Origin of the sequence: Streptomyces sp. NBC_01210 (assembly GCF_036010325.1) — a bacterium.
GTDB lineage: Bacteria > Actinomycetota > Actinomycetes > Streptomycetales > Streptomycetaceae > Streptomyces.
Map to the genome: position 1 here is coordinate 1,188,644 of NZ_CP108549.1, position 20,991 is coordinate 1,209,634.

Genomic DNA, 20,991 nt, shown 5'->3' on the forward strand with positions numbered 1-20,991 from the left:
GATGACGGCGTGGTGTATAGCGGGGGTTGCCTGTTGGGTCGCGAGGCCGAGACGCAGGTGTTGGCCGAGCTGGCAGCCTCTGCGGCGGCGGGGGCCGGCCGGACGGCATTGGTTTCCGGTGAGGCAGGCATCGGCAAGACGGCCCTTCTGAGGTCGGCGGCGGCAACAGCGGAGCGTTTAGGGATGCGGGTGCTCTACGCAGCAGCGCAGGAGTTGGAGCACCAGCGTCCGTTCACCTTGATGTCTGCTTGCTTGGGAATGGACAGCGACTCGGCCGATCCCGCACGGGCTCGGGCCGCCGAGTTCCTACGTGATGAGGCTCGGTACGGCCTCCCGGGTGCGACGGCGACGGCGGCCCTCCCCGCCGTCGGCGCCATGCTCGGTCTGGTCGAGGACATGTGCGCCCAGGGGCCGCTGGCACTGGTACTCGATGACCTGCAGTGGGCGGACCCGGCGAGTGTGCAGGCGCTGCACAGACTCATGCTGTCAGCCCAGCAGTTGCCCTTGCTGATTGCCGCGGCATGGCGTCCGGTGCCCAGGGCCCGGGAGGTGAACCTGCTCTCCCGGACACTGGCGGTCGGCGTGATCACGCTGCTGGAGCTGGAGTCGCTGACTCCATCGGCCGTTTCGGCGTTGCTGGCGGACCAGTGCGGGGGCGAGCCCGGTCCACGGCTGCGGCGTGTGGCCGAGGGGGCGGCCGGAAACCCGTTGTATCTCGAAGAGCTGGTCGCCGCCCTCCATCGGGAGGAGGCGATCGAGGTCCGCGCCGGGACCGCGGACGTCTCAGTCGACTGCGAGCTTCCGTCATTGCCTGGGCTGATAACCCACCGGCTGGCGTATCTGCGCGACGACGTACTGCATGTCCTGCGTGTCGCTGCCGTGCTCGGCTCCGACTGCACCGTCACCCGACTCGCGGCGGTCCTGGAGAAGCCGACCCATGAATTGCTGCGTATCGTCGCCGAGGTCGTAGCGGCCGGAGTGCTCCGGGACGACGGCGACAGGCTGGTCTTCCGCCACGACCTCATACGGCGCTCGCTGTATGACGCCGTGACAGGCTCGGCCAGGGAGATGCTGCACCTGAGGGCAGCGCAGGCCCTGGCACACGCCGCAACCGCCCCTGAACGAGTGGCGGAGCACCTGCTGCAAGGTGCGCCGGAGGGCGGGGAGTTCCTGACCGCCTGGCTCGTTCAGTCTGCGGCGCGACTGACGACGCGGGCACCGGCACTCGCCTTGGGCCTGCTCCGGAGAGCCCTCGCGCTCGGCGACCCCGGCGACCCGCGTCGCGAACTGCTGCATCTGCACCATGCCGTCGCCCAGCTGACTCGCGACGTGGGGGAGGCGGAAGAGGGCGACCGGGTCGCCCTCTCGAGTCTGCGCGATCCCAGACTGGAGTCAACGCTGCGCTGGATCACCGTGCAGGCGTCATTCGCCCGGGGTCGGCCCGACCGTGCGCTCGACGAGGCACGAACAGCGTGCGCGAGTCCTCACGTGCCCACGGTGGACTCCGTACGGTTCCAGGCGTTTGGCAGCATCTGCCTGCTCGCCTCGGGCGACCTCGCGCAGACCGGGGCGACCGCGGCGGCAGCGCGGCGCAGTGCCGGCGAACTCGGCGACAACCCCGCCCTCGCCCATGCGCTGCACGTCCTGGCCGCCAAGCGGTTCGTCGAGGCACCAGACGACGAAGCCCTGGAACTGGCACGGCAGGCCTCCAGCCTCATGCCGGAGACCATGCATCCCGCGCAGTGGCTCGGGGGGAAACTCGCCATGGCCAACTGTTATGCGGATCTTGACCATTGCCAGGACGCCTTACGCACCCTGGCCGCAGTCCGCGATGCCGTCGAGCACACAGGCGGAGTCTTCCTCCCGTGGTACCACCTTTCCTGCGCGCTCCTGGCGTTCCACGCAGGCGACTGGGACGATGCGCTGGCCGACGTCGAGGCGGGGCTCGGTTCGGGCAAGGCTTTCGGAATGAGCCGGGCATTGCATGCGGTGGCAGCACTCATCGCGGTCCACCGGGATCAAACCGCTGTCGCCGAAGCCCACTTGACCGCCTCGGACGGGGCTTCGGACAGCGGGACGTTCGCGTGGTTCTATGAGTACCTGCCGCTGTGCGCGAGCGCTCTCATCGACGAGGCGCGCAATGAACCCGAGCGCGCGTACAGGCGGCTCGCCCTCGCGTTCGACCGCGGCATCGGTCATCTGCCCGGCCGACTGATCCTCGGCTTCCTGACACCCGATCTCGTCCGCCTCGCCCTGGCCGGGAACGACACCGCCAACGCGCGGCGATTCGCCGATGCCGCCCGGGCCAGGAGCGAGATCAGCGGCGCCCCCCACCACGTCGGTGACGCACGCCGATGCCAAGGGCTGCTGCTGCAGGATCCGGATCTGCTTCTCGACGCTGCCCGCTGCTATCAGGAGGCGCCGCGACCGTTGAACGAGGCGCGCGCCTGCACGGATGCGGCGGAACTGCTGGCCCGGAGCGGACGCCTGGCCGAAGCCCGTGCCGCGCTGGATCGTGCGCTGGCTCTGCACGCACGCCTGGGTGCCGACTGGGACGCCGCTCGCGCCACCACACGGCTGCGCGCAGCCCGCACGGGGCGTGGCGGGCGCACGCCCCCAAACGCCGTCCGTCACGGGTGGAACGCACTCACCACCACGGAGCGACTCATCGCCGACCACGTCGCCAAGGGACAATCCAACCCCAAGGCCGCGGCATGCATGGGCATTTCTCCCCGCACGGTCAGTACGCACGTGTCCAACATCCTCAGGAAACTGGGGATGACCTCACGCGTTGAACTCGCCGCCGAGGTGATCCGCAGGCAGAACCGTGACCGGCCCTCGGGGCGCTCGGAGTAAACGACCGCGCTCGGCTACCTCACACCAGCCGAGTTCGAGCAGCAACTGACCGCATCACATACGTTGTGACTCCCGTATGAAACCCATGTCCACTCCCGGTGGTCAACCTCAGCGCGCGGCGAACCCGTTCGCGCGTACACGCGGCTCGCGCTCGGCTTCGACCGTGGCGCATCGGTCACCTGCGGGCCGTCTGGTCCTCGGCTTCCTGACACCCGATCTCGTCCGCCTCGCCCTGGCCGGGAACGACACCGCCAACGCGCGGCGATACGCCGAAGCCGCCCCAGGCCAGGAGCGAGACCAGCGGCGCCCCTCACCACCTCGGGGACGCCCGCCGATGCCAAGGGCTGTGGCTGCAGGACCTGACATGCTTCTCGGCGCCGCCCGCTGCTATCACGAGGCGCCGCGACCGACGAACGGGGCGCACGCCTGCACGGATGCGGCGGAACTGCCGACCCGGAGCGGACGCCTGGTTCACCACCACGGAGCGCCTCATCGCCGACCACGTCACCAAAGGACAATCCAACCCCAAGGCCGCGGCCCGCATGGGTATTTCTCCCCGCACGGTCAGTACGCACGTGTCCAACATCCTCAGGAAACCGGGGATGACCTCACCTGTTGAAATCACCGCCGAGGCGATCCGCAGGCAGGAGTCAAAACCGCCGCCTCCCTTGGTGGGCAATGAGCGGCATTCCCACGGACCGTGGCAGGAAAGCCTACGTCAGTTGACGGATGTACGACGTTTTGCGCCAAAGTACTTTCACCTTGGCGGGAGACAGACGCAGTCCAGGTCGAGTACCGGGATTCCACCCGCCGTGGAGGCACGCATCGAGGGTTTGATGTCCGGCCGGCGTGCACACTGAACGAAAGGGAGATACACCGTGATGGATAAACCACCTTCCCGCAGATCGGCGTCGCGTATGACCGCTGGTCTGCTGACGCTGGCGCTCTCGGCACTCAGCGTCGCGGTGTCACCGCTCACGACGGGAATCGCCAACGCCGACAGTTCGGACCTCGAGGGATTGACGCTGAAGCTGGCCGACGAACGCCGCTACCTGGACCTTGATCGGGATTCATCGGAAGCGGGAGTGAGCGTTGTCGCGAAGCTTTACTCCGACGTGGTGGCGGATGAGTGGAGCTTCGTTCCGGTTCCGGACAGCAACGGCCGTTTCCAGATTAGGAACGACAGGACTGGGGGATGCATCGACTTCAACTCCGACAACGATCATCTGAACAAGAACCCCACCTGTGACCCGAACAACCCCAAGCAGAACTGGTACATCCAGCCGTCGGACCTGAGGCCCAACACATACATCATCCGAAACTACCGCAACAACAAGTGCATGGACCGCCTCAATGGCTACAGCAACCTTTCAGGTGTCACGGTCGGCCTCTACGGCTGCGGGAACCGGAACACCAACCAGGCATGGGAGATCCAGGGCAACTCGGATAACGCCGGAGCCGCACTGGACAATATGGCTCTCTCGTACGCACTCAAGCAGTACGAGGACCGATCCGACATCATCAGGTCAGCGACCTATGTCGTGGACGCAGACAGGAGCGACAGGGCGGTCCTCGCCGCGTACCAGAACGTGACGCAAGACGGCGGATCGACGACGAACTACTCGACACTCATCGCCGACCACTCGGTGAGCTGGAGCCAAACAACGGGGACCACCGTCACGATCACCAACGGCTTCAGCACCATGATCGGGGTCGATTTCAAGTTTTCGCCTGTCCCAGGGCGCCTAACCGACGTCACCCTCAAGACTTCCATAACACAAACCTACAGCAGCGCAAGGGCGGACTCGACGTCCGCCACCGAGACAGGCACCCGAGTCCTCCGCATCAATCCTGGTGAGCACGGCTGGGTCCTACGTGCCCAACTCACCAAGACGGTGCGGGGGACATGGACAGTGCAAAACGACCTCGGAACGAGTTGGACCGGCCTCGGAACCGCCACGGTCCCCGTGGCGGAAAATACCGACAACCGACGAAGCGATGTCGTCCTGTGCACGTCGGACAGTGAGCAGCAGCTCTGCAGGGACACCGACCCCGCATCGGCCTGACGCGTCCGTAGTACGGTGGGCCTGCCGGCGAGCCGGCAGGCCCACCGCCATGAGGCGGAGTGGTGTCATCCCCCACGAACTCCCGTCGACCGTGCATGCGCCTACTTTTCATAGCCGGGCCGCCGACAAGGCCTTTCTGTTCGGCCATTTGGCCGTCGGTCCGGTTGTGCCGTACGAAAAGTCCGCCACCATCTCCGGGCCGCACGTGACCTTTCGGCATCTCACCGATCGGGCGGCGGTACGGATGAGCTCCAGGACCGCGCCGGGCTGGGACATTCTTGAGCGGCCCGGCCCGCACCAGCAGAGCACCTGCCGCGGGCTCTGGATGCCCCGTCGGCCGCGCCGGCGTCGCGGCGACCGCGGGTCTCGGTATCACCGCTGAATCCTTGCGGATGTGGGTCGCAAGGACGGGCCCGAGGCGGTACGGAAGGCCACGACGCCGACGTCAGCGCGGCGCAGGAGGTGACCCGGCTGCGTGAGGAGAACATGCGACTGCGCCAGGCCGAGGCGGAGTGGCAGTTGGAGCGCGAGATCCTGCGCCGGGCAGCCGCCTGCTTCGCTCGGGAAGTGAAGTGAGCCCCTGCCGCTGGGACTTCATCTCGAGAACCGCGTCGGTTTCGGCGTCAAGCGGATCTGCCGGGTGGTAGGCGTCTCCCGCTCCGGCTACTACCGGCATCTTGCCACCGCCCAGGTCCGTGCCGATCGCCGGACCGAGGAAGAGCGCAGGGTGGCCGAGATCCACGAGACCCACGTCGATCATCGCGGTGCCCATGGGGCTCGCTGCCATGCCGAGTTGAAGGGCCGCGCGCGGAAGACCAACCGCAAGCGCGTCACACGGCTGATGCGGTCAACCGCATCACCGGCCATCACCTGCGGCGGACGAAGCGCACGACCATCGCCGTCAAGACGGCGCCGCCCGCGCCGGGGCCGTGTTGGCCGGCCGTAGGGGCCGGTGCGGTCGACCAGGTGGACGTGGCGGCAATCAGCCGTCCATGCGCAGTGATCCGGTCCCAGCGCAGCTCGAATCCACTCAGCTCTGCCTGCTGCCGGGGAGGGGTGACCTTGAGCATCGCGTGCTGGTCGACGCTTCGCACGATCCGGAACGTGGTGCCCGAGGCGACGCTGGGCGAAGAGAGCAGCGTAGGGCCACCCATGGCGCGCACCGAAGGGGCTGCCAGTGCGAAGCGGGTGACGCGGCCTGCGGTGTCGGTGGCCTCGACGGCGAGCCTCCACACCCCGTCCAGGAGGCGGGGACCCGCCTCTGCCGGGCCGTCATGCCTGTGGTGACGCAACGGCGTGGTCGCGGTGAGCAGCAATGTGCCGTCCGACTGTGGTTCCGGATGCAGGGCGACGGTGCGCATGCGGCCCCGTTGCCCCAGCATCAGCTTGGCGCTGCCGAGATCCCCTGGTCGGATCGGGGAGGGCACTGCCACGTTCAGGGTGCGGCCGCCGAGTACCGACAGATGAGCAGGTGAATGTACCTGCCGCGTGGAATAACAAGGTCTTACTCATGACGTTTCGGAATAGCCCTTTCTGATCTTCGCTCGCATATCGCATTCACGAGGACCTTTACCGGCCCGGCACGCACTCCCGCAACCGCGTGTGATTTACCTCACGGGCGTGAAAAGGGAACCATTTCTCGCGCATTCCTTCTCTCTCTCGAAAAGCAGGAGAGGGGTAGGAAATGAGACAGCGAGTGGTCATCGGCCGATACGAGTGCAGCAAGGCCGACATCACGCAGGTGTCGGCGAAGTCAGGTCCCGATGTTGCATCGCCCGTAAGTAAACGCGCCGGCAATGCAGAGGGATCGCCCATTGTCCGGATCCAGCGCAGGGTGATGCCGCACCGCCTGCGCCGCGCGTTAGCCGGCCGGTACTCGCCCGAACAACGCCGACGCATCATGAGGGCACTCAGCGGTGCCGCCGTGGGCCACATCGTCCACCAGGCGAGCCGCATCGGCCTTGCCGCTCTGCACCGCTATGTCCTCGCCGCCTGTGGCGGCGTGGTAGCGACTGTGGGCGCCCGCCCGCGCATCGCCTTCGTGGACGAACAGCTCTCCCCGGAGTCAGCCCGGCGCGCCAACCTCGGCACGGTCACCGAAGCCCGGGAAACCGCGGGCATCGACTACTTCTGCATACGGAGCCGGGACCGCCACGCAACCGCGGTCGCCGTCTCTCCAAGCGACCGGGACCGCACCCTTCGTGCCCTGGAGGAGCTGTGCCGTGCCCTGCCCGGCTATCTCGGCTCCCACGGCCATCCCCCGTACCAGTGCGCACGGGCGAGATGTTCGCCCTCGTCCTCCCGGAGGAAATCCGCTTTCCCATCGACGCTGTCTACACCTGGGTGGACGGCTCCGACCCGCAGCGGCCGCGCCGCCGCTCCGCCTTCAGCTGCACCGGATGTCACCAGGAAGCGGCCAACGCCGCGCGCTACGCCGACCATGGTGAACTCCGGCACTCCTTGCGGTCGCTGGACATGTACGCGCCGTGGATCCGCACCATCTACATCGTCACCGACGACCAGACGCCCTCGTGGCTGGACACCTCACGGCCCGGCATCAAGGTGGTAGGCCACCGCGACATCCTCACCGACCCGGACTGGCTGCCCACCTTCAACTCCCACGCCATCGAAGACCCGACGCCATCCTCACCACCACCCTCGTTCTGGAGCAGAACGGCCCATGAGCGCACCAGCCTTGTTGGTCTTTCCCGCGGTGCGCCCGGTCACCGCTCCAGCGGATTTCGTCTTGATCCATCTCTCCGGCCGGGAGGCCAGACACATGACGCAGCCCACTCTTCTCCGCAGCCACGTGATGCTGGCCGAACTTCCCAGTGGTGTGGGATGGGCCCGGCGGCACGTGGTGGACATTCTGCAGCAGTGGGCAGTACCCGAAGATGCCATAGAAACGGCCCGCCTCATCGTCTCCGAACTGGCCACCAATGCAATCCGACACACGAACAGGAAGGCGGAGGAGACAACTCGCCACTACTCGCCATCTGATGCACCACGCACCTTCACCGTCGTACTGACCCTGGCCGGCGGATCGCTGGAGATCTCCGTGTGGGACCAGGACCCGACTCCTCCCACCCTGATGGACGTCGGGACGGATGCCACCAGCGGACGGGGAATCTTCATCGTGGCCGCGCTGAGTAGCGTTTGGGGATACCGCCCAACTCCTGATGCATCCGGCAAAGTAGTGTGGGCGAATCTACTGCTGCGCTGAACGCGTCAGGAGCTGTCGGCGCGCACGTCACAGTGCGCGACAGCTGCTCGGGCGACAACGCCGGGTCATCCTCAAGCGGTCCTTGGGTAAAGAGGCCAGGCGCCGTGCTCGGACGACGCTCGGCATCGTGCCCGTTGCCGCGATGACGGTGCGTCAGCCGCTGAGGAACGGCGAGCAGTGGTACGGGCCGAGCTCCTCGTCCCTGGGCTTCAGCGTGACCTGGACGTCGTCCGGGCTCATCTCCGGGTGCAGGACGGACTGCGCGCGGGCCAGGCTGCACACCAACTGCCCTATGAGCAGACGTTCCTCGGGCCAGAGATACAACTCCGGCGCCTCGAGCACGACCCGGTTCCCGGTTCCGGTGGCGTGATACTCCCCGGTGGACTCGACGAGGGTGGAAAGGCCGCTCTGCTGCTCCGCCTCACTCGGGCCTCCGATGAGTAGCTTGACGACAGAGCTGAGCTCGCGCACTTCCACGTCGGGCCGCGGGACCCCGCGCAGTCCCGTATCGGAGGCGAAGTAGATCCGCATTCCCTTGTTGAGGCCGGCCGAGGGCTCACCTGCGTCGATCACTCCGGTTCGCCTGACCCCGCAACCCGCAACGGCCGCGGCAGCGAGCAGTGCGGCCACGGCTGCGCGGACTGACCTGCGCGGACGGTTCATCGTCCGCTCCCGGGACAGGGGCGCGGCAGCCGCAGGGTGAAGACGGCGCCGCCTCCCGCCCGGTTGGCGGCCTCAATCGTGCCGTCGTGCAGCCGGGCGTTCTCCAGGGCGATCGCCATGCCGAGGCCGCTGCCCTCGGACCGGGTGCGGGCGGTGTCGGACTTGTAGAAGCGGTCGAAGATACGCGGCAGCACCTCGGGCGGCAGCCCCGGGCCGCAGTCCGTGACCTCGACGGTGATCTCGTCGTCCGAGGACCGCAGCACAATCGCGACGGGCTGCGCCCCGTGCCGTAGTGCGTTGCCGACCAGGTTGGCCACGACGACGTCGATCCGGCGCTGGTCGACCCCTGTCCTCGCCCCCTCAGGCAGATCCGCCCGTACTTCCCCGGTCCACCCGCGCAGCGCCAGCGTGGAGCGGATGATCTCCCCGACGTCCGCTTCGGCGGAGTTGAGCTCGATGGCGTTGGCGTCGAAGCGGGATATCTCGATGAGGTCCCCGACGAGCCGCGACAGCCTGGCCGTCTCCTCACTGATCGTACGGGCAGCCTTTGCCGTGTCCGGCGGCAGTCCGGCGGCGTCCTCGTCCAGCACGGTCGACACCATGGTCATCGCGGCGAGCGGGGTGCGCAGTTCGTGCGAGACGTCGGCGACGAAGCGCCGCGCCTGCTCTCTCTGTTCGTGCAGTTCGGCGACGGATGCCTCAAGAGCGTCGGCGGTTTCGTTGAAGGTCTCCGCGAGCTCTGCCAGTTCGTCCCGGCCCTTGACCGCGACGCGGGTGGAGAGATCTCCCGAAGCGAGGTCGCGGGTGGCCCGGCCCAGGTCCCGTACCGGACGGAGCACGGTGAGGGCGGCGAGCAGGGCCATCGCCATGGACAGCAGTACCACCAGGGCGGTCCCCTCTTGGACCGCGTCCAGCAGACCCGCTATGTCCTCCTGCTCCGCGCTGAGCGCGACGATGGTGAAGACCTCCAGTCCGGACGTATGCCCGTCGTCGAAGGTGACGGGCGTACCGACGATCAGGTAGGGCTCCCCGCCCCACTCGACGCGCTGGAAGTTCATCCGGCCGGTGGTTCTGACCGTGGCGCGCAGTTCGGGCGTAATGCGGGTCTGGTCCGCCAGCGTGTCGGACGTGGCCGTCAGATCCCGGTAGCGGGTGACCACGATGGCCCCGCCGCCGAGTCTGTGCGAGACGTTCGTGGTAAAGCGGGTGAGGCCGCGCTGGTCCGGCGGTATGTCGAAGTCCGCGGCAACCTCGCTCACCCGGTTGCGGAAGTCCGTCATGGCCGCCTGCTGGGCGCGCTTGAGCACGGCGGTGCGGGATTCGCGGTAGGCGAGCCCGGTCGCGGTCGCGGCGCTGATCAGGGCCACGATGACGAAGGTGACGACGAGGCGGGTGCGCAGCCCGCCGTAGCGCAGCCTGCGGCGGTACACCGGCCGGCTCACAGCGGGCCGAACCGGTAGCCGAAGCCGCGCACGGTCTGGATGAAGCGGGGCCGGGCCGGCACGTCCTCGATCTTTGCGCGCAGCCGCGCCACAGCGGCGTCCACCAGCCGCGGGTCTCCCAGGAAGCCGTGGTCCCAGACCGACTCGAGGAGCTGTTCGCGGCTGAAGACCCGGCCGGGGGAGACGGAGAGTTCCAGGAGCAGCCGCAACTCGCTGCGGGGCAGGGCGATCGGAGTGCCGTGCTTGGTGACGGTCAGCCCGGCGCGGTCGATGGCGAGCCCGGCGTGGTTCTCCCCCGGCCCGGAGCCGGTCGTCGGCTCGGCACGGCGGAGCGCCGCCCGGATCCGGGCTTCGAGGACCGGAGCCGTCACGGGCTTGACCACATAGTCGTCGGCACCCGACTCGAGGCCGACCACGACATCGTGGTCGGCGCCGCGCGCCGTGAGCATGATCACCGGGATGGTGCTGCGAGCCCGGATACGGCGGCAGACCTCAAATCCACTGATACCGGGCAGCATCAGGTCGAGTACGACGAGCTCGATCCGTTCTCCCTCGGGACTGTCGAGCAGGTCGAGGGCCTCCTCACCGGTGGAGGCCACGTCCACCTCGTACTGGTGCCGGCGCAGGACGAGCTCCATTCCGTCACGCACGGAGGCGTCGTCCTCAATGAGCAGCACATGGGGCATGCCCTCGATTATGGGTGGCCGTGCGTCCCACTCAACGTCCGTTCGGCGCCCGGGTCATGACAGGTCGTCATCGCTACGTTCTCATCATCCGGCAATGAAGGGCTCATCATGAGACCGGCCGAGTCTGGCCGCATGAGCATTCAGAAGACTCCCCGCCCGACCGCGCCTGGCGGCGCTCGTCGCGCTGCCCGTCCTCGCCTTTTCCGCTGCCTGCGGCGGGGCGGGCGGCAGGGCGGGCTTTCCCGACTTCCGGGGCTCCCGGCGGCTGCGACCGGAAGCGCCCAGGACTGGGTGGAAGCTTGCGGGGCGCACACGAGCGGCGCGCCGGGGTCCTGTCGAAGCGTTATCGACTGCCGTGCCCGTACACGGCTCAGTCTTCGTCAGCAGCCGTCGCGGCAACCGCGGAGACGACGTCGCCGACCACGACACGCGCCTGCTTCTCTGGCACACCGGCCGCAATGAGCACGGCGACCGCGACCCGGGTCCCGTCGTCCTCGAGCGCCCCGGTGTTGACCTCCTCCAAGAGAGCGACCGTGATCGCTTCCAGCCCGGCGCTCAGCACGGCGGCCGACAGAAGGGTGTGGAAGGCGCCGTCCCTCTGCCCTCGCTCCAGGATGGCAGTGGCCGCGTCACGGGCCGGCTTGAGGATCTCGGTCACCCGTTCCGCGCCCAGGTCGTGCCGGGCCAGAGCCTGGAGCATCCGGTAGCGGTCCCCCACCGGCCACGTCGACAACAAGAAGTGCGCGAGTGCCCGCTCCGCCGGCTCCTCCGGCTTCACTCCCGCCACCACCGCGGCCCGGAGGGTCTCGGAAGCTTCCTCGGCCAGCGCCTCCAGAAGCGCCGCCCGTCCCGGGAAGTGACCGAAGAGAGTGCGCCGCACGACACCGGAAGCCCGAGCCAGTTCCTCCAGGGTGACGTCCGGGTTCCGCCCCAACTCCCGACGCGCCGTCGTCAGGATGCGCGCCCGGTTGGACCGCGAATTGCGTCGCTGCGGCTCGCGGGCAACCTTCTTGGTCACGAAAACCTCGGTGGATCGATTCGGCGAACGGCAGAGCGGAACGAACAGAATCTCCATTCTGACATGCGACCTCCGATGCGGTCCGGAGCCGTGGGCGGGTGGTGGGCGAGGCGGACCGGCGTGCGTAGCAGTCGCCGACCGGCCACAGGGTGAGGACGAAGCGGGCCAGGGCGCTCGCGGGATCAGGGTCGGAGTACTGACGGCGAGGCGAAGGCGGCGAGTTAATTGCACATCCACGAGCAAGAAGCTAATCTGCTCATGGATGTGCAAATAACTCGCTGCCTTGGGAGCCCCCCGTGCCCTTCCTTGCCAACACACCCGTCGAGAAGATGACCGGGCCGTACGTACGGCGCTGGTGGGCGCTGATCGTGCTCTGCCTGAGCCTGCTGATCGTCGTCATGGCGAACACGTCGCTGATCGTGGCCGCGCCCGACATGACTCAGGATCTGAACCTGAGCAGCAGCGAGCTGCAGTGGGTCATTGACGGCTACACCGTCCCGTACGCCGCGCTGATGCTGGTCCTCGGCGCGATCGGCGACAAGTACAGCCGCCGAGGCGCCCTCATCACCGGCCTGCTGATCTTCGCGGGCGGTTCGGTGATGGGCAGCCTCGTCGACCAGACCGCGCTCGTCATCACGGCCCGCGCGATCATGGGCGTCGGCGCCGCCGTGGTCATGCCGGCCACGCTGTCCCTGCTCGTCGCCACCTTCCCGAAGGCCGAGCGCGTCAAGGCCATCACCGCTTGGAGTGCCACCTCCGGCCTCGCCATCGCCGTCGGCCCGCTGGTGGCCGGATGGCTGCTGGAGGACCACTCCTGGGGCTCGACCTTCCTGATCAACGTGCCGATCGCCGTCGTCGCCATTATCGGCGCGCTGGTGCTGATTCCGCCGTCCAAGGCGGAAGGCATGGGCCGGATCGACTACGTCGGCGGTCTGCTCTCCATCGTCTCCATCGGCTCCCTGGTCTACGCGACCATCGAGGGCCCGCACTTCGGCTGGGGCGCCGGCCCCGTCACCGCGGCCGTGGTGGCCGGAGTCGGTCTCGTGGCCTTCGTGGCCTGGGAGCTGCGCCACCCGCACCCCATGCTGGACGTGCGCAAGTTCCGACTGCGCCCGTTCACCGGCTCGATGATCGCGGTGTTCTTCTTCTTCTTCGGCACCTTCGGCGCGATCTACTACTCCACGCAGTACCTGCAGTTCATCCTCGGCTACGACCCGCTGGAGACGGGTGTACGACTGCTGCCGCTGGCCGGAGCCGTCTTCGTGGGCGCCGCGGTGACCGGGCGCCTGACCCCGAAGCTGGGCGTGAAGCCGATGGTGGTGACCGGCATGGTCATCGGTACGGTCGGCGTCTTCTTGCTCACGCAGATCGACAAGGGCTCGACGTACACCGACTTCCTGGCCCCGATGATGATGCTCGGTTTCGCGATCGGCCTGAGCGTCTCCCCGGCCACCGACACCATCATGGACTCCTTCCCCGAGTCGGAACTCGGCGTCGGCGGCGGCGCCAACGACACCTCGCTGGAACTGGGTGGCTCTCTCGGCATCGCGTTGCTGGGCTCGCTTCTCGGTACGGCCTACCGGGACGAGCTGGCCGACCTGGTCGGCGGCCGGCTGCCGACCGCGGCGATGGAGACGGCCAAGGACTCGGTGGGCGGCGGCCTCGCGGTCGCGGAGCAGATCGCCAAGAACCCCGCAGGCGGGGCTCAGCAGGCACAGGCCCTGGTCGACGCCGTCCACGAAGCCTTCGCCCACAGCATCGCCCAGACCAGCCTCGTCGGGGGAATCATCATGGCCGCCGGGACGATAATCGTCCTCGCCGTTCTCCCCGGCCGCCGGGCCACACGAAAGCACCGGCGGGAAGAACCGCCGGCGGCGGCAGCCAGCGCGGGCGAGGAGGACTCCGCCTTCGTCTGAGAATCCTGGTCCTCGTCCTCAGCCCACCACACTCAACGACGAATAGGTCGGCGCATGACTCTCCCGAAGCCAACGCCGGCCACCACCGCGGGACCGGCGCCTCGTCGGGCATCGGCGCCGACATCGCCCGCGAGGTGGCTCACCGAGGCCACGGCATCACCCTGGTGGCCGGCGCGAGGACCGGCTGCGCCACCTCGCCGCCGAGCTCGCCGGCACCGTCCGGGTCGAGGCCATCGCCTGCGACGTGGCCGATGCGAGCCGCGCGCGGCTGTTCGGCACGGTCGCGGAGCGCGGCCTGACGGTGTACGTCCTGGTCACAACGGGATCGGCACAGTCGACTCGGTCGTCCACTGGCCGGTCGACCCTCCTCGCGGGGTCGCCACCGGGGTCGTGCTCATGTGGCCCACTGCCAGGGCAACCCGTGATGAGGACAGCGGAATGACGTCGAACCAGTCCCCCGCGCCTTTGGCGGACTCGTGCAGCCGGGCCACCTCTGCGGCCTCCGCGGGCAGAAGGCAGTCGACCGCTCGGGGCGAGCGATCGTGAGGCCCAGGGGTGCAAGACTGCGACGGAACTCGTCTCCCGGACCCCTGGGCCCGTTTCGATGACTATCGGGCTGTTTGCTTCTCTTGGTGTCGTCGACAGGTTCCTCCTTCCGCCGTAGGGCGCGGCCCTCTATCCGGAGCCGACGCGGGCATGCAGCTCGAACCACACCACCTTCCCGGCGCTTGTCCGGTCGCTGCCCCAGGAGCGGGACAGCAGGGTCAGCATGTACAGTCCGCGCCCCTCCTCCTCGTGCTCGCGGGCCTGGCGCCTCGTGGGTCCGGAAGGGTTCGCATCCTCGATCTCGCAACGTATCCCGGGGTGCCGGGAAGGCCGGCAGAAGGTGAGCCGGACCGGCCCCCACGCATGGCACAGGGCGTTGGTGACCAGTTCGCTGACGAGCAGCTCCGTGTCGTCGATCTGCTCGTGGAGCGCCCATTGAGCCAGCTGGGTGCGGACGATTCGCCGTGCTTCTCGCACCGAGGACGGTTCGGGTGGCAGGAGCCAGGACCTTCTACGGGGGCTCTCGTCCGGAGGAACGCCGAGCCCGGCCTGCCGTGTCGGACCGGCCGCAAACTCAGGCATGGGTGCCGTGAACGGTTTCATGCCGCCCCGACCTCCATGGCCTGAGCGGTGGGAGCGGACCTGACGTCGGGCAGGAGCTCACCCATGTCCTCGAACACCGTCACACCGTTGCAGAGGAGGCCCCAACCCTGCTCAGGGTGGTAGGCCACGAGGCGGGCGGCGTCATGGTCGGGCGCGGTTGAGGATGGGCAGGGTGGCTGGTGCTGGCACATTGCTCGGACCTTCGATTCTCCGCCCGACTGGGGCGGATCTCGGATGACGCGACCATCATGTGCCGACGACCAGTGTGTCGGGAGGGGATAAATCCCCGTATCGATACCTGAGCCGCCCGAAGCGGGCCTGGTGGGCATCGTAGGGTGACGGCGCAATCGCTCCGTGTGCGCCGCTACTGCGGATCCCCGCGTTTCACCCGCCCCCTTCACTGACCGGCCGGCGCCTCATCACTGGCTGGCCGCCACCTCCCGAGGGGGCCACGAAGCCGGGGCCGAGGAGCCGTACAGGGCCCATTCCGCCGCCCTGTCGCGTCCCATCCTCGCTCCGCGCCGGACTGCCGCGGTGTATCTGCGCTCGCCGAGCTCGGTGCGTAGACGGATTTCGGTCCTCTCGTGTCCCGCGGCCAGGTGCTGGAACCCCGACTGCGAGATCCCTACGGAACGCCCCACGACCTCCGCCGCGCCCAGCAGCCGGGCACCGTCTTCCGCCTCGCCGGCTGAGGCGGCGGCCCAGGCAAGCGCCTCCAGGCAGAGGGCGATTCCCCATCCGTCCCCTACGACCCGGCGGGTCTTCAGGGCGTCGCGCAGGAGTTCTGCCGCATGGCGTGGCTCACCCTGGCGCCAGCGGTAAAGCCCGAGCGCCCACAGGGCGTAGGAGCGGGACCAGGGCGCGTGTGCCTCATCGCACAGGTCCAGGCACTCCTTCCCGACATCCGCCGCACGAGGATCGTCGGACATGGCACACGCCACGGTGAGCTGATACAGGGCGGTCATCAAGCCGTTGCGATCACCGGCCGCGCGGTGGCCTTCCACGGCTTTCTCCAGAAGGCCGATCGCCTGGCGGAAGTCGCCTTCGTAGAGCGCACAGCCGCCCAGGAACTGCTCGGCGTGGACCAGGGTGGTTGTATCGCGAAGCCGGAGAGCGAGGGCCCGGCACTCCTCCAGCTGCGGCAGCGCGGAGGACGTGTCGCCACGGAGCACCGACAGCCAGCCGTCCACCCACAGCGCCTTGCCGCGGGCCACCGTGTCCTGGGGTGCGAGCGCCAGCGCCCTGCCGAGCCAGTGGCGGCCCTCGCTGAGGAACCCGCTGCACAGCCAGTGGAACCACAGCGAGGCGGCGATATCCAGCCCCTCCTGCACCTGGCCGGGCTCGCTGAGGCAGAACTCCAGGGCGGTGCGGAGGTTGGCGTGCTCACTCTGCAGCCGGGCGAGCCAGGTCTCCTGGCGCGGGCTCAGCCACTCCGCCTCCGCGCGGTCCACCAGCCGGCGGTACCAGTCCCGGTGGCGTTGCTGCAGGGCCGGCTTCTGCCCGGCCTCGGCCAGGCGCTCCGCGCCGTACTGCCGGATCGTTTCCAGCAGGCGGTACCGCACCTCGGCACCCTGCTCCTCCCGGATCAGAACCGACTTGTCGACCAGCCCGGCCACCAGGTCGAGGATGCTCTCCTCGGGTATGCCGTCACCGGAACAGACCGCTTCGACCGCGTCCAGCCCGCAGCTCCCGGCGAAGACCGATGTGCGCGCCCACACCCGCTGCTCACCGGGGGAACACAGATCAAAGCTCCAGTCGATCGAGGCGCGCAGGGTCTCGTGGCGGGGCAGGTCCGCCGTGGTGTTGTCAGGGGACAGTTCGAGTCGCTCGTCCAGACGCCGGAGGATCTCTTGGGGCGTGAACGTCTTGAGTTGCGCCGCGGCCAGTTCGATGGCGAGCGGGATGCCGTCCAGACGCCGGCAGAGCCGGACGACCGTCTCCAGGTTTTCGGGGCCGAGGGTGAACTCCGGCGACGCCTCCGCCGCCCGCCGCTGGAACAGTCTGACCGCTGCATAGTGAGCGGCTGCCTCGGGGCGGAGCGTTCGATGGGGCTCAGGCACGGCCAGTGCCGGCACCGAGAGGACGGACTCGCCGTACACCCCCAGGGGCTGGCGGCTGGTGGCCAGCACGCGCAGCCGGGGAGCCGCGCGCAGCAGGCGGTCGGTGAGCGCCGCGCAGCCGTCCAGGATGTGCTCGCAGTTGTCCAGGACCAGCAGGGAACGCGTGTCACGAAGGCGGTCGCAGAGCAGGTCCGACGGGTGCCGGGCCGACTGGTCCCGCAGGCCGATTCCGGTCGCGACGGTCTGCGCGAGCAGCCCTTCGTCCTCCAGTGCGCCGAGCTCGACCAGCCAATCGCCGTCCGGGAACGCCCTTCGCACCTCGTCGGCAACTCCCGTTGCCAGCTTGGTCTTGCCCACGCCACCCACACCCGTGAGGGTCACCAGGCGGGAATGCCGCAGCATCTTTTTGGCCTCGGCGAGCTGCTGTCGGCGGCCGATCAGGTAGGACTCGTCGCCGAAGGAAGCGCCCCGCCGTAGGTGGGGACCGGTGCCATTGGCGCCGTGGGCGGACATAACACCATGGTTGCACCTGCGGCGGGAGCACCGGATTTCCTCTCCCGCCCCTCCGCCGGGCGGAGGCGTCCGGAGCCGCCGCGCGGGGACGGCCGGAGCCGCAGAGGAATAGGCTGGACGGGTCGGCCCGGTTCACGAACGGCCTGTGGCTCCGTGGATCGGACCGATCCGAGGAATCGATGGCTGTCGTGGCACCAAGCGTCTCGACGCGTCGGCAGGAGGGCAGGCTGCCTGCCGAGGTGACGAGCTTCGTGGGACGTCGGCACGAGGTGGCCGAGGTCCGCAACAGGCTGTCCGGATCGCGTCTGGTGACGCTCACGGGTGTGGGGGGAGTCGGCAAGACGCGGCTGGCGTCACATGTCGCAGCCGAGGTCCGATCGGCGTTTGCGGACGGTGTGTGGCTCGTCGAACTCGCGGGCCTGGAGAATTCCGAGCTGCTCACCCAGACCGTCGCCGAAGCGCTGGAGATCCGTGACCACTCCTCCCGCGGGCCACTGGACATCCTCACCGAACATCTCCGGGACAAGCGCACACTGGTGATCCTGGACAACTGCGAGCACCTGCTGCCGCAGTGCGCGGTGCTGGCCGATTCCCTGCTTCGCTCCGCCCCCGATCTGAAGATCCTGGCCACCAGTCGGCAGGTGTTGGGCCTCCCTTACGAGCACACCCTGGCCGTGCCGACGCTGGGCCTGCCGAGCACCGGGAAACCCCGGCTGTCCCTCAAGTCGCTGGCCCGGTGCGACGCCGTACGGCTGTTCACCGAGAGGGCGGGCGCCGTCCTGCCCGGGTTCTCCGTCACCGAGGCCAACCGTGAAGCAGTGGAACGGATCTGCCGGCAGCTGGACGGCATCCCTCTGGGAATCGAGCTTGCCGTCGTCCGGCTGCGGGCCCTGTCCGTACAGCAGTTGCTGGAGCGGCTGGACGACCGTTTCCAGCTGCTGACCGCGGGTTCACGGGCGGTGCTCCCGCGCCACCAGACACTGCGCGCGCTGATCGACTGGAGTTACGTTCTGTGCACCGGTCAAGAGCGGCTGCTCTGGGCTCGCGCCTCGGTGTTCACCGGCGGCTTCGATCTGGAGGCGGCCGAGGAGATCTGCTCCGGCGACGGCATCAGCCGTGAAGAGGTCCTCGATGTGGTGACTGGACTCGTCGACAAGTCGGTCCTTCTCAGGGAGGAGCCCCATTCGACGGTGCGCTACCGACTGTTGGACACACTGCGGCAGTACGGCCGGGAGCAGCTCGTCGCAGCTGGGCAGACGGCACCTTTGCAACGCCGCCACCGTGACTACTACCGGCGGCTGGCGGCCGAAGCGCGTGCCGAGTTGTTCGGCCCGTCCCAAGTGGCCTGGTTCGCACGGCTCCACCTGGAGCACACCAATCTGCGCACTGCCCTGGAGCAGAGCTTCGCCGAACCCGGGGAGGCCGAGACCGGCCTGAGCATGGCCTCGGACCTGCTCTACCACTGGATCACCAGCTACTACCTCGGCGAGGGACGGCGCTGGCTGGACGAGGGGCTCGCCGTCTGCACCGAACCGAACCAGGTACGCGCCCGAGCGCTGTGGACCAACAGCTGGCTGGCCGTCATCCAGTCGGAGACCGCCGCTGCGGCGGCCATGCTCGAGGAGAGCGGGAAACTCGGGAAACAGCTCGCGGACGAGTCCGTAGTCGCCTACACCGCGCTGTACTCCGGCATGATCGCCATGTATCGGGGGGACGCCGAATCCGCGATCGGGCTCTACGAGGACGCGGTGGCCCGGCACCAGGCCGTCAACGACCCCGTGGGACTCGCGCTGGCGCTGATCCGGCTCTCCCTCGTCCACTCGTTCCTCGGTGACTCGCCGCGCGCCATCGCCTTCGGAGAGGAGTCGCTGAGGGTGTGCGACACGTACGGAGAGGGCTGGCACAGGGCCTACACGACGATGGCGCTCGGAATCGAGGTCTGGCGCCAGGGCGACGCCCGTCGCGCCGCCGAGCTCGAGAAGGCGAGCCTGATCTTCAACCGTTCGCTCGACGATCCGCTGGGGGTCGGCGTCAACCTTGAGGTGCTGGCCTGGATCGCCGCCACGGAGGAGCAGTACGAGCGCGCCGCCCGGCTCCTGGGCGTCCTGCAGACCGTCTGGCAGGCGATCGGCGCGCCGCTGTCCGGGTACGGACACCTCGTCAAGTACCACGACGAATGCGAGTCGCGCACCAGCCAGGCCCTTGGGGCCACGGCCTTCCGTGCTGCCGTCAGGAAGGGTTCCAGGCTCTCCTACGGCGAAGCGCTCGGCTACGCGCTCGAGGAGCACCTGGCGGCGGAACCCAGCGGAGAGGACGAGCGACCGTCACCGCTCACCCGTCGGGAGACCGAGATCGCCCGTCTGGTCGCGCAGGGGCTGAGCAACAAGGAGATCGCGGCCACGCTGGTGATCGCCCAGCGCACGGCGGAGGGCCATATCGAGCACATACTGAGCAAACTCGGCTTCACCTCCCGAGCCCAGGTGGCTGTCTGGGTCTTCGAGCACGACCGCGCAGCCGACGGGGACGAGCGCGCCCCCCAGGGCGGGCCGTGACCCGCCGAAGGCACCGTGAACCGGCTCCGCGGCCAACTACCCTTTGAGCGCACCCGAGGTGAGCCCCTGGACGATATGGCGGCCGGCGAAGGCGAAGAGCCGAGCAGGCTCAGCCGCTCCCGCTCCCGCCGCCGTCCCCGCGTCGTTCTTCGCGAAGCCGAGTTGATGCGCTGTCCAGCAGCATCTCCAGCGCGGTGGGATACGCACTGTGGTTCATCCGGGCGACCAGCAGATGCGCGGTCGCTGCGATGTGCGGATGAGTCGCGGCGGGCAGCCGGGCGTACGTGGCCTGCCAGACCTCCTCGTCCCCCGCGCGTGCCGCCGCCGGCAGCGCCAGCGAGGCCGCGTCCAGCGCGGCGAACGCCAGGCTCTGGTCGATGAACGCGTGATAGATCCGGACCGCCTCGGCGTCCGGGAAGCCGGCTGTGCGCAGCAGCCCAAGGATCGTCTCGTCAGCCGCCACTTCGTAACCCTTGCCGGTCACGCGGCTGGCGGTCAGCACTGCCGCCTGCGGATGCTCGAGATACGCGGCATGGATGCGCAGCCCCAGCTCCCGCAGGTCGGCGCGCCAGTCGCCGGTGCCCTCCCAGCACGCCAGGGCACGGCCGACGAGCATGTTCCCGATGGCCAGCGTCAGGTCGTCGATGCCGCTGAAGTACCGGTACAGCGTGCTGGGGTCCGCCCCCAGGGCGGTGCCGAGGCGGCGGACGGTCAGGCCCGCGCTCCCGTGCTCCCGCAGCATGCGCAGCGCCGTCTCCACGATCAGCTGCTCCGACAGCACCGCGCCGTTCTTCGTGGGACGTCGCCGCCTCCGGGCCTCCTCCGGCACCACAGGCTTGGGCACAGC

General features: G+C 68.7%; 15 protein-coding genes and 1 pseudogene. 7 read left to right on the forward strand and 9 right to left on the reverse strand.

Features of this window, described 5'->3' with window-relative positions:
- The first annotated feature begins 33 nt into the window (after positions 1–33).
- The 3 genes from OG735_RS05215 to OG735_RS05220 all read left to right on the forward strand — a co-directional run bounded on the left by OG735_RS05215 (position 34) and on the right by OG735_RS05220 (position 4,922).
- Complete coding sequence (locus tag OG735_RS05215; RefSeq protein WP_327321953.1) at positions 34–2,856, forward strand: ATP-binding protein; 2,823 nt, start codon at positions 34–36, stop codon at positions 2,854–2,856.
- Between the two features lie 434 nt (positions 2,857–3,290).
- Positions 3,291–3,716, forward strand: a complete 426-nt coding sequence (locus OG735_RS41845; protein ID WP_442812382.1) for a response regulator transcription factor — start codon at positions 3,291–3,293, stop codon at positions 3,714–3,716.
- 57 nt (positions 3,717–3,773) lie between these two features.
- A complete protein-coding gene (locus OG735_RS05220) occupies positions 3,774–4,922 on the forward strand; it encodes an RICIN domain-containing protein (protein WP_327321954.1) in 1,149 nt (382 codons plus the stop codon).
- A gap of 866 nt (positions 4,923–5,788) precedes the next feature.
- Here OG735_RS05220 and OG735_RS05225 read toward each other — a convergent pair.
- On the reverse strand, positions 5,789–6,349 hold the full coding sequence (locus OG735_RS05225; protein WP_327321955.1) for a hypothetical protein: 561 nt from the start codon (positions 6,347–6,349) through the stop codon (positions 5,789–5,791).
- Between the two features lie 856 nt (positions 6,350–7,205).
- Between OG735_RS05225 and OG735_RS05230 the strand changes: the two are divergent.
- Both OG735_RS05230 and OG735_RS05235 read left to right on the forward strand, forming a co-directional pair.
- Positions 7,206–7,493: pseudogene (locus OG735_RS05230) on the forward strand (Stealth CR1 domain-containing protein); the annotation flags it as partial.
- Between the two features lie 109 nt (positions 7,494–7,602).
- A complete protein-coding gene (locus OG735_RS05235; protein WP_327321956.1) occupies positions 7,603–8,145 on the forward strand; it encodes an ATP-binding protein in 543 nt (180 codons plus the stop codon).
- A 153-nt stretch (positions 8,146–8,298) separates the two neighbouring features.
- On the opposite strand, the gene OG735_RS05240 is transcribed toward OG735_RS05235, so the two are convergent.
- The 4 genes from OG735_RS05240 to OG735_RS05255 all read right to left on the reverse strand — a co-directional run bounded on the left by OG735_RS05240 (position 8,299) and on the right by OG735_RS05255 (position 11,954).
- Positions 8,299–8,718: a hypothetical protein gene (locus OG735_RS05240; protein WP_327321957.1), complete on the reverse strand. Its 420-nt coding sequence runs from the start codon at positions 8,716–8,718 to the stop codon at positions 8,299–8,301.
- 86 nt (positions 8,719–8,804) lie between these two features.
- A complete protein-coding gene (locus OG735_RS05245) occupies positions 8,805–10,250 on the reverse strand; it encodes a HAMP domain-containing sensor histidine kinase (RefSeq protein WP_327321958.1) in 1,446 nt (481 codons plus the stop codon).
- The gene (locus OG735_RS05250; RefSeq protein WP_327321959.1) at positions 10,247–10,936 is read right to left on the reverse strand and encodes a response regulator transcription factor; all 690 of its coding nucleotides are present in this window, start codon (positions 10,934–10,936) and stop codon (positions 10,247–10,249) included. The genes OG735_RS05245 and OG735_RS05250 overlap by 4 nt, the downstream gene beginning before the upstream one ends.
- Before the next feature lie 370 nt (positions 10,937–11,306).
- Positions 11,307–11,954, reverse strand: a complete 648-nt coding sequence (locus OG735_RS05255; protein ID WP_327321960.1) for a TetR family transcriptional regulator — start codon at positions 11,952–11,954, stop codon at positions 11,307–11,309.
- A gap of 296 nt (positions 11,955–12,250) precedes the next feature.
- Between OG735_RS05255 and OG735_RS05260 the strand changes: the two genes are divergently transcribed.
- The gene (locus OG735_RS05260; RefSeq protein WP_327321961.1) at positions 12,251–13,870 is read left to right on the forward strand and encodes an MFS transporter; all 1,620 of its coding nucleotides are present in this window, start codon (positions 12,251–12,253) and stop codon (positions 13,868–13,870) included.
- Between the two features lie 675 nt (positions 13,871–14,545).
- Here OG735_RS05260 and OG735_RS05265 read toward each other — a convergent pair.
- The 3 genes from OG735_RS05265 to OG735_RS05275 all read right to left on the reverse strand — a co-directional run bounded on the left by OG735_RS05265 (position 14,546) and on the right by OG735_RS05275 (position 17,592).
- The gene (locus OG735_RS05265; RefSeq protein ID WP_327321962.1) at positions 14,546–15,019 is read right to left on the reverse strand and encodes an ATP-binding protein; all 474 of its coding nucleotides are present in this window, start codon (positions 15,017–15,019) and stop codon (positions 14,546–14,548) included.
- Positions 15,016–15,210, reverse strand: coding sequence for a DUF5999 family protein (locus OG735_RS05270; RefSeq protein ID WP_327321963.1), 195 nt, complete (start codon positions 15,208–15,210; stop codon positions 15,016–15,018). The genes OG735_RS05265 and OG735_RS05270 overlap by 4 nt, the downstream gene beginning before the upstream one ends.
- A 228-nt stretch (positions 15,211–15,438) precedes the next feature.
- Positions 15,439–17,592 carry an ATP-binding protein gene (locus OG735_RS05275; protein ID WP_327321964.1) on the reverse strand — a complete coding sequence of 718 codons (2,154 nt, stop codon included), beginning with the start codon at positions 17,590–17,592 and terminating at the stop codon, positions 15,439–15,441.
- Positions 17,593–17,771: 179 nt separating this feature from the next.
- Between OG735_RS05275 and OG735_RS05280 the strand changes: the two genes are divergently transcribed.
- Complete coding sequence (locus tag OG735_RS05280) at positions 17,772–20,144, forward strand: ATP-binding protein (RefSeq protein ID WP_327321965.1); 2,373 nt, start codon at positions 17,772–17,774, stop codon at positions 20,142–20,144.
- A gap of 109 nt (positions 20,145–20,253) precedes the next feature.
- Here the strand turns inward: OG735_RS05280 and OG735_RS05285 are convergent, their stop codons facing one another.
- Entirely contained in the window at positions 20,254–20,988 is a 735-nt protein-coding gene (locus OG735_RS05285; protein ID WP_327321966.1) for a TetR/AcrR family transcriptional regulator, read from the reverse strand.
- Between the last annotated feature and the right edge of the window lie 3 nt (positions 20,989–20,991).

What these genes read in the sequence shown, in the direction of transcription:
- OG735_RS41845 (WP_442812382.1), top strand. Translation starts at nt 3,291, where the DNA reads ATGCGGCGGAACTGCCGACCCGGAGCGGACGCCTGGTTCACCACCACG.
- OG735_RS05220 (WP_327321954.1), top strand. Translation starts at nt 3,774, where the DNA reads ATGACCGCTGGTCTGCTGACGCTGGCGCTCTCGGCACTCAGCGTCGCG.
- OG735_RS05235 (WP_327321956.1), top strand. Translation starts at nt 7,603, where the DNA reads ATGAGCGCACCAGCCTTGTTGGTCTTTCCCGCGGTGCGCCCGGTCACC.
- OG735_RS05250 (WP_327321959.1), bottom strand. Translation starts at nt 10,936, where the DNA reads ATGCCCCATGTGCTGCTCATTGAGGACGACGCCTCCGTGCGTGACGGA.
- OG735_RS05265 (WP_327321962.1), bottom strand. Translation starts at nt 15,019, where the DNA reads ATGAAACCGTTCACGGCACCCATGCCTGAGTTTGCGGCCGGTCCGACA.
- OG735_RS05270 (WP_327321963.1), bottom strand. Translation starts at nt 15,210, where the DNA reads ATGTGCCAGCACCAGCCACCCTGCCCATCCTCAACCGCGCCCGACCAT.
- OG735_RS05275 (WP_327321964.1), bottom strand. Translation starts at nt 17,592, where the DNA reads ATGTCCGCCCACGGCGCCAATGGCACCGGTCCCCACCTACGGCGGGGC.
- OG735_RS05280 (WP_327321965.1), top strand. Translation starts at nt 17,772, where the DNA reads ATGGCTGTCGTGGCACCAAGCGTCTCGACGCGTCGGCAGGAGGGCAGG.